General features: G+C 68.1%; 7 protein-coding genes, 1 pseudogene and 1 riboswitch. Of the genes and pseudogenes, 6 read left to right on the top strand and 2 right to left on the bottom strand.

The genetic code is table 11. The features are described 5' to 3' along the window. The 4 genes and pseudogenes from ACYVE7_RS25285 to lysX all read left to right on the top strand — a co-directional run. Positions 1–428: pseudogene (locus ACYVE7_RS25285) on the top strand (L-aspartate oxidase); the annotation flags it as partial. Positions 429–469: 41 nt separating this feature from the next. Next, positions 470–1,351 carry a carboxylating nicotinate-nucleotide diphosphorylase gene (gene nadC, locus ACYVE7_RS25290; protein ID WP_460367852.1) on the top strand — a complete coding sequence of 294 codons (882 nt, stop codon included), beginning with the start codon at positions 470–472 and terminating at the stop codon, positions 1,349–1,351. Continuing rightward, the gene (locus ACYVE7_RS25295) at positions 1,351–2,163 is read left to right on the top strand and encodes a type III pantothenate kinase (RefSeq protein ID WP_460367854.1); all 813 of its coding nucleotides are present in this window, start codon (positions 1,351–1,353) and stop codon (positions 2,161–2,163) included. The genes nadC and ACYVE7_RS25295 overlap by 1 nt, the downstream gene beginning before the upstream one ends. Before the next feature lie 101 nt (positions 2,164–2,264). Continuing rightward, positions 2,265–3,722: a bifunctional lysylphosphatidylglycerol synthetase/lysine--tRNA ligase LysX gene (gene lysX, locus ACYVE7_RS25300; RefSeq protein ID WP_460367862.1), complete on the top strand. Its 1,458-nt coding sequence runs from the start codon at positions 2,265–2,267 to the stop codon at positions 3,720–3,722. A gap of 60 nt (positions 3,723–3,782) precedes the next feature. Here the strand turns inward: lysX and ACYVE7_RS25305 are convergent, their stop codons facing one another. Then, a complete protein-coding gene (locus tag ACYVE7_RS25305) occupies positions 3,783–4,760 on the bottom strand; it encodes a LacI family DNA-binding transcriptional regulator (protein WP_460367855.1) in 978 nt (325 codons plus the stop codon). Between the two features lie 372 nt (positions 4,761–5,132). Here ACYVE7_RS25305 and ACYVE7_RS25310 point away from each other — a divergent pair, with 372 nt between their 5' ends. Continuing rightward, positions 5,133–5,363: a LuxR family transcriptional regulator gene (locus ACYVE7_RS25310; RefSeq protein WP_460367857.1), complete on the top strand. Its 231-nt coding sequence runs from the start codon at positions 5,133–5,135 to the stop codon at positions 5,361–5,363. A gap of 104 nt (positions 5,364–5,467) precedes the next feature. On the opposite strand, the gene ACYVE7_RS25315 is transcribed toward ACYVE7_RS25310, so the two are convergent. Continuing rightward, positions 5,468–6,397 carry an NlpC/P60 family protein gene (locus tag ACYVE7_RS25315; RefSeq protein WP_460367858.1) on the bottom strand — a complete coding sequence of 310 codons (930 nt, stop codon included), beginning with the start codon at positions 6,395–6,397 and terminating at the stop codon, positions 5,468–5,470. A 2-nt stretch (positions 6,398–6,399) separates the two neighbouring features. After that, a riboswitch (cyclic di-AMP (ydaO/yuaA leader) is annotated at positions 6,400–6,552 on the bottom strand. A gap of 200 nt (positions 6,553–6,752) precedes the next feature. Between ACYVE7_RS25315 and ACYVE7_RS25320 the strand changes: the two genes are divergently transcribed. Next, on the top strand, positions 6,753–7,265 hold the full coding sequence (locus tag ACYVE7_RS25320; protein ID WP_460367860.1) for an amino-acid N-acetyltransferase: 513 nt from the start codon (positions 6,753–6,755) through the stop codon (positions 7,263–7,265). The last annotated feature ends 159 nt before the right edge of the window (positions 7,266–7,424 follow it).

Consider the following 7,424-nt stretch of genomic DNA (forward strand, 5'->3'; position numbering starts at 1 on the left):
GCACCGCGCGGCTGGGCGGCCCCGCGCTCAGCGGCGATCTGCTGGTCGCGGGGGAGCACCGGCCCGTCAGGGACGGTCTGCTCGACCCGTCCGTCCACGCCGAGATCCAGACGGTCATGAGCCGTTACTGCGGGGTCCTGCGCACCGCCGACGGCCTGGCCAGGGCCGCCGCGGAACTGGCCGCCCTCGGCGCCAGGACCAGCGACGAGCCGTGCGTGGAGGCCTGGGAGGCCACCAACCTGCACCTGGTCGCCAGCGCGATCGTCGCGGCCGCCGAACGTCGCGCGGAGACCCGCGGCAGCCACTGGCGGGAGGACTTCCCCGACGCCGACGACCGGTGGCTCGGCCACCTCGTCAGCCGGGTGCAGGGCAGCGCCCTGGCCACCCGCTACGAACCCGCCAGGGTCCGGCAGGAGTCGGCCGCATGAGCGGTGCTGATCGTGAAGAGAACACCGGAAGGGGTGGGGCGATGACGCCGGGGCTCGAGGCACGGCTGAAGGCGGCGGGGCTCGACCCCGCCGAGGTCGAGGCGCTGGTCAGACGGGCTCTGGCCGAGGACGGCGAGGTGGACGTCACCAGCGAACCGATCTTCGACGCCGCCCAGGTCTCCACGGCCGACTTCGCGGCACGGGCCGACGGGGTCGTGGCCGGGCTACTGGTCGCCGAGACCGTCTTCGAGGTGCTGCTGCCCGGCGAGGCCAAACTGGAGCCGCGCTTCCAGGACGGCGACCGGATCGCCGCGGGCGACGTCCTGCTGACGGTCACCGCCCCCACGGTCGGGCTGCTCCGCGCCGAGCGGATCGCCCTCAACTTCCTCACCCACCTGTCCGGGATCGCCTCCCAGACGGCCCTGTGGGAGACCGAGCTGGCCGGGACGAAGGCGCGGGTCCGTGACTCCCGCAAGACCCTCCCCGGCCTGCGGCAGCTCCAGAAGTGGGCGGTCCGCTGCGGCGGCGGGGTCAACCACCGGATGTCCCTCCAGGACGCCGCCCTGATCAAGGACAACCACGTGGCCGCGGCCGGCGGCGTCACCGCGGCGTTCGCGGCGGTCCGGGCCCGCTACCCCGAGCTGCACATCCAGGTCGAGGTCGACACGCTCGCCCAACTCGACGAGGCGCTGGCCGCGGGGGCCACGGATGTCCTGCTCGACAACATGCCGCCGGAACTGCTGGTGGAGGCCGTCGCACGGAACGCGGGACGCGCCACTCTGGAAGCCAGTGGAGGGCTCACTCTCGCGGGGGCCCGAGACGCGGCCGTGACCGGTGTCGACTACCTTGCGGTAGGTGGGCTGACGCATTCCGCACCGGCTCTCGACATCGGCCTTGACTTCCACTCAGCAGCGGGGACCTGATGCTTCTCACCATTGATGTCGGCAACACCCATACCGTGCTCGGCCTTTTCGAAGGCGACGAGGTCATCGAGCATTGGCGGATCAACACCGACTCGCGCCGCACGGCGGACGAGATCGCGGTGGTGCTCCAGGGACTGGTGCAGCAGAGCCCTTTGCTGGCCGAAACCGATATCTCCGGTATTGCCCTGTGCTCCACGGTCCCTGCCGTCCTGCATGAAATGCGGGAGATGTTCCGTCGCTATTACGGCGACGTCGCCGCCGTCATCGTGGAACCGGGCGTCAAGACCGGGGTGCCCGTGCGGATGGACAACCCGAAGGAGGTGGGTTCGGACCGCATCGTCAACTCGCTCGCGGCCATTCACCTGTTCGGCGGCCCCGCCATCGTGGTCGATTTCGGCACGGCCACCACCTTCGACTGCATTTCCGCCAAGGGGGAGTACATCGGCGGCGCCATCGCGCCCGGCATCGAGATCTCCATCGACGCCCTGAGCGTCCGCGGCGCCCAGCTCCACAAGATCGAACTGGTCAGGCCCCGGAACGTCATCGCCAAGAACACCGTCGAGGCGCTCCAGTCGGGGATCATCTTCGGCTTCGCCGGCCAGGTCGACGGCCTGGTCAACCGGATGGCCGAGGAGCTCGCCGACAACCCCGACGACGTCAAGGTCGTCGCCACCGGCGGGCTGGCCCCGCTGGTGCTGGAGGAGGCGCAGAGCATCGACGCGTTCGAGCCCTGGCTGACCCTGCACGGCCTCCGGCTGATCTACGAACGGAACGTCGGCGGCTCCGCTCAGGGATCTTCCGCCGCGTCGTAGGCCTTATCGGTTCGCGCGGGTTTTCCCGGCTCGATAGCCTTGACACCGTGAGTGACGAGACCTACGGCGATCTTGATTCCTACGGGGACGCCCCCGAGCAGATGCGCGTCCGCCTGGACAAGGTGGCGCGGCTCCGCGAAAGCGGCGTCGACCCGTACCCGGTGACCTACCCCCGCACCCACACCATCGGTGCGATCCGGGAGAAATACCCCGAGCTCGAACCGGGCACCGAGACGGGGGAGAAAGTCGGGATCACCGGCCGGGTCATGCTCTCGCGCGTCGGCGGCAAGCTCTGCTTCGCGACCCTGCGGGACGGCACCGCCGACGTCCAGGTGATGATCTCGCTGGCCGGGGTCGGCGAGGAGTCCCTGGCGGCCTGGAAGAGCGACGTCGACCTCGGCGACCACGTGGGCGTCACGGGCGAGGTCATCTCCTCCCGGCGCGGCGAGCTGTCGATCATGGCGGAGAGCTGGGCGATCACCTCCAAGTGCCTGCGTCCGCTGCCCGAGAAGCACGCCGGTCTCACCGACCCCGAGGCCAGGGTCAGGTACCGCTACCTCGACCTGATCGTCAACGACGAGGCCCGCAAGATGGCGCATCTGCGCAGCGACACCGTGCGCGCCATCCGCGACTTCTGGCACTCCGAGGGCTATCTCGAGGTCGAGACCCCGATGCTCCAGCCGATCCACGGCGGGGCGGCGGCGCGTCCGTTCAAGACGCACATCAACGCCTACAACATGGAGATGTACCTCCGGATCGCGATCGAGCTGTACCTGAAGCGGCTCGTCGTCGGCGGGATCGAGAAGGTCTTCGAGATCAACCGGAACTTCCGCAACGAAGGCGCCGACTCCACGCACAACCCCGAGTTCACCATGCTCGAGTCCTACGGCACGTACCTGGACTACAACGACATGGCCGACCTCACCCAGCGCTCCATCCAGCAGGCCGTCGTCGCCGCGCTCGGCACCACGGTCGTGGTCAACGAAGGCGTCGAGTACGACCTGGGCCTGGCGGAGTGGCCGCGCAGGACCGTCTACGGGCTGGTCTCGGAGGCGCTCGGCGAGGAGATCACCCCGCACACCCCGATCGAGCACGTCCGCAAGCTCGCGGACGGCCGCGAGGTGCACTGGGATGCCAAGTGGGGCCAGGGCAAGCTCGTCCAGGAGGTCTTCGAGGAACTGGTCGAGCACACGCTCATGCAGCCGACCTTCGTGATGGACTACCCGGTCGAGACGTCCCCGCTGACCCGCCAGCACCGCACCGAGCCGCTGCTGGCCGAGAAGTGGGACCTCATCGGGTTCGGAGCCGAGCTGGGCACCGCCTACTCGGAGCTGGTCGACCCGATCGAGCAGCGCCGCCGCCTCACCGAGCAGTCCCTGCTGGCCGCCGGCGGCGACCCCGAGGCCATGCAGCTCGACGAGGACTTCCTGCGCGCCCTCGAATACGGAATGCCGCCCACGGGCGGCATGGGCATGGGTATCGACCGCCTGATCATGGCCTTCACCGGCAAGAACATCCGCGAAACGATCCTCTTCCCGCTGGTCAAGCCGGGAAGCTGACACCGCGCCCCGGCCGCACGGCTCGCAGTGGGCCCTCTTTCGCGTTAAGCGAAGGAGGGCTTATTCGCTTGAGTCTCGGACGATCAACTCGGGGCGGAGTAGGAGGTGGCGGTTGTCGGCGGCGGAGAGGATGAGTTCGGTGGCCTTGCGGCCGAGTTCGCGGCGCGGCTGGTGGATCGTGGTCAGCGGGACGACGGCGGTTTCGGCCAGGTCTATATCGTCGTAACCGACGACCGCCACATCCTGAGGAACTTTCACACCATTGCGGATCAGCTCGTTGAGCAGGCCGATCGCCATCAAATCGTTGGCGCAGAAAATCCCATTAGGGAGCGTTCCAAACTCCAGTAGCCGTCTGGCTGCGCTCTGTCCCGCCTTGGCGGACGAGTCCCGCATACTGATGATCAAGGCGGGCGGGTAGCCGGCGCGGGCGAGCGCGTTCATGGCGCCGCCGCGCCGCTGCCGGAACGGCGGGTGCTCGGGCTCGGCCGTCACGAAGGCGATATCGGTCCTGCCGATCGCGATCAGGTGCCTTATCGCGAGGGATCCGCCGCGCACGTGGTCCACGCTGACGGAGCAGGCGCCCGCACCGGGCACCCGCCGGTCGATCAGGACGATCTGCATCCCCCGGGTCCGCAGCCGGGCGATGCGGGCCGCGTCGAGCGCCACCGGGGTGATGATGATCCCCGAGACGCCCTGTTCCTCCAGGAAGTCGAGGCAGCGCCGCTCCTTCTCCGGCGATCCCTCGCTGGTGCACCAGAGCGCGTCGTAACCGGCTGTGTTCAGCGCGGCCTCCGCGCCGCGCGCCATGTCGGTGAAATAGGGGTTGGCGATGTCCTCGACGACGACGCCGAGCGTGTGCGCGACGCCCTTCCGGAGGGCCCGAGCGGCCTCGTTCCGGACGAAGCCGAGTTCGTCGATGGCGCCTTGAACGCGCACCCGTGTGGCTTCGGCCACCATTTCTGGCCGGTTTAGGACATTCGAAACGGTCCCAACTGAGACGCCCGCACGGCGAGCGACCTCACGAATACTGGCTCGCATTTGCCCACTCCCCCCCGGGTTGGGTCGTGTTCTCGCAGGTCAACGGCAATGCCCTTCGGAAGGCGTGAGATAAGTGGTCGCTTCCAGTGGCGAATTGATCACTTCTCGTGGCCTTTGAGACCTTGACGGTCCGGATCCGGCCGCCTAGCGTTCCGGACCGTAGGGATTGTTTGAAACGATTCACGAACCGGGGAAGGGAAGGCTGCCACCGTGTCCCGACCTCGACAAGTGCATCGTCACTCAGCGTTCCCCACGAAGGGGCGTCAAACGACCCATCGGCCGAGACTGGCCACCGTTGACAAAAAGCACGCCCGTGCGGCCGCCTAGCGGACGCACCCCTGCGGTCATCATCGAAGGACGAGGGAGGATGGAGTGGAACAGGCCACACTCGCACGCCGGACGTTCGACGAACCCCGGCTGAGTGAGGACGAACTCAGGCTGCTGGCCCAGATCGCCAGCGGCGTGACCGCCGATGTGGCGGCCCGGAAGCTCGAACTCAGCGCGCGCACCCTGCGCCGCCGGCTTCGCGCGATCTGCGACCGTCTGGACGTCAACACCCCCATCGAGGCCGTCGTGTGGGCGGCCCGCCGACAGCTCATCTAGCAAGCGCGTCACCCTGATCGACCGCAGCGGACAGAAGCCTGCCGTCTCTTCCCCTGAGCCGGCAGGCTCTCGCTTTTTCCCGCGGTTTCCCTGGCGGTGCGGAGCTAGGCGATGCGGACGCCGCCGGCGAACGGCCGGCCGCCCATCGGGGCGATCTTGACGACGTCGCCGGTCTGCGGCGCGTGGACCATCATCCCGTCGCCGATGTACATGCCGACGTGGTGCAGGTCGCCGTAGAAGAAGACCAGGTCGCCCGGCTGGAGCTGCTCGCGCGTCACATGGGTGCCGGCGTTCCACTGGCTGCCGGTGAAGTGCGGCAGGTTGATGCCGACCTGGGCGTAGGCCCACATCGTCAGGCCGGAGCAGTCGTAGGAGTTCGGGCCGTCCGCGCCCCACACGTAGGGGTCGCCGAGCTGGGTCAGCGCCGCCTTGAGCGCCTCGGCCGCCTTGCCCGCCCCGGTCACGACCGGAATGTCGGTGATCTTGTCGGGGTTCTTCTTGAGGATCTGGCGGCGGACCTTGGAGTACCGCTCGTTCAGGTCCTTCTGCTTCGCCTTCAGGTCGTCCTGGAGCTTGGTGACCTGCCCGGCCCGCTCGTCGGCGGCCTTCTTGGTGCGCTGCGCCGACTGCATCGCGTTCACCAGTGCGGTGATCTTGGTTCCGTCCTGGGCGGCGAAGTAGCTGAGCGTCGCCGTCTGGTCGAGGAACGACTGCGGGTCCTGGGCCGTCGCGAACATGACGGCCGGGTCGGCGCCGCCGCTCATGTAGGTCGTGGCGGCGAGGCTGCCGACACGCTCGGAGACGACGTCGAGGTTCTTCTGCTGGCGTGCGGCGTTCTCCTGCGCGACCTTCGCGGCGCGCTTGGCCTGGCTCAGCTTCACCTTCAGGCCGTTCAACTGCTCGTTGACGACCTCGAGCTGGTCGGCGACCTTCTCGATCTCTTTCATCGGGTCCGGATCGGCGTGCGCCGTTCCCGGGAACGCGACCGCGACGGCGGTCACTGCGCACAGCAGTCTGCTGCGGACGTGCTTCACGGACTTCCTCTCCTCGGCCGCCTACCGGGTTAGCTGTCGGGTTCGGGCCGGAGGTGCCCTACCGCGGGAACGCGGACTCACCCCAAAGATTCTTGGCGGGTCCCCGGTTCCCTCAGACGCTGGGTACGGCTGAAGGGATTCGGCGGTTCAGCAGGGTGCTGGTTCTTACTGCTGACTCGGCCGAGAGACTAACGAAGTCGGCAGCCTATGCCAACCAGAACGCGCGAATCCGCAGGTCAACACGTAGGGTGATCGCCAGGTTGCGCTATCGCGACCAACTCGTGATCAGTGTTTTCCCAGGGACTATTGGGACGTACCGCAATGGGTCCTCACACCTACTAGTCTCAGCCCCACTATGGAGTTGACGATCCGGCGGGCGAGGACGCCCGATGTGCGCGCCATACGTCGTCTCGTCGATACCTACGGCGGTCCCGGACGGCGTCTGCTGGAGAAGTCGACCGTCAAGCTCTATGAGGACATGCAGGAGTTCTGGGTCGCGGACGCCCCGGAGTTCGGCGGGGTCGTCGGATGCGGCGCCCTGCATGTGATGTGGGAGGACCTCGCCGAGGTCCGCACCGTCGCACTCGACCCGCAATGCCGCGGGATGGGCATCGGCCACCAGATCGTGGAACAGCTTCTGACGACCGCTCGGGAACTGGGCGTACGGCGCGTTTTCTGCCTTACCTTCGAGGTGGAGTTCTTCACTCGCCACGGGTTCCAGGAGATCCAGGGAACCCCGGTCGCCCCGGTCGTCTACGAGGAGTTGCTGCGTTCCTATGACGACGGAGTGGCCGAGTTCCTGGATCTGGACAGGGTGAAGCCGAACACGCTCGGCAACACTCGTATGTTGCTGCGCTTGGAGGAATGAATCACGTGAGCCAACCCCCCAACCCCTACGGACCGGGCCAGGGCGGCGGCTACGGCCCTCCCCAGCCGCACCGTCCGGCGGCCCCCCAGCCCGGCTACGGCGGCCCCCAGCCGGGCTACGGGCCTCCGCAGGGCGTCCCTCAGCACGGCCAGGGGGCTC

The organism is Actinocorallia lasiicapitis, assembly GCF_054778695.1.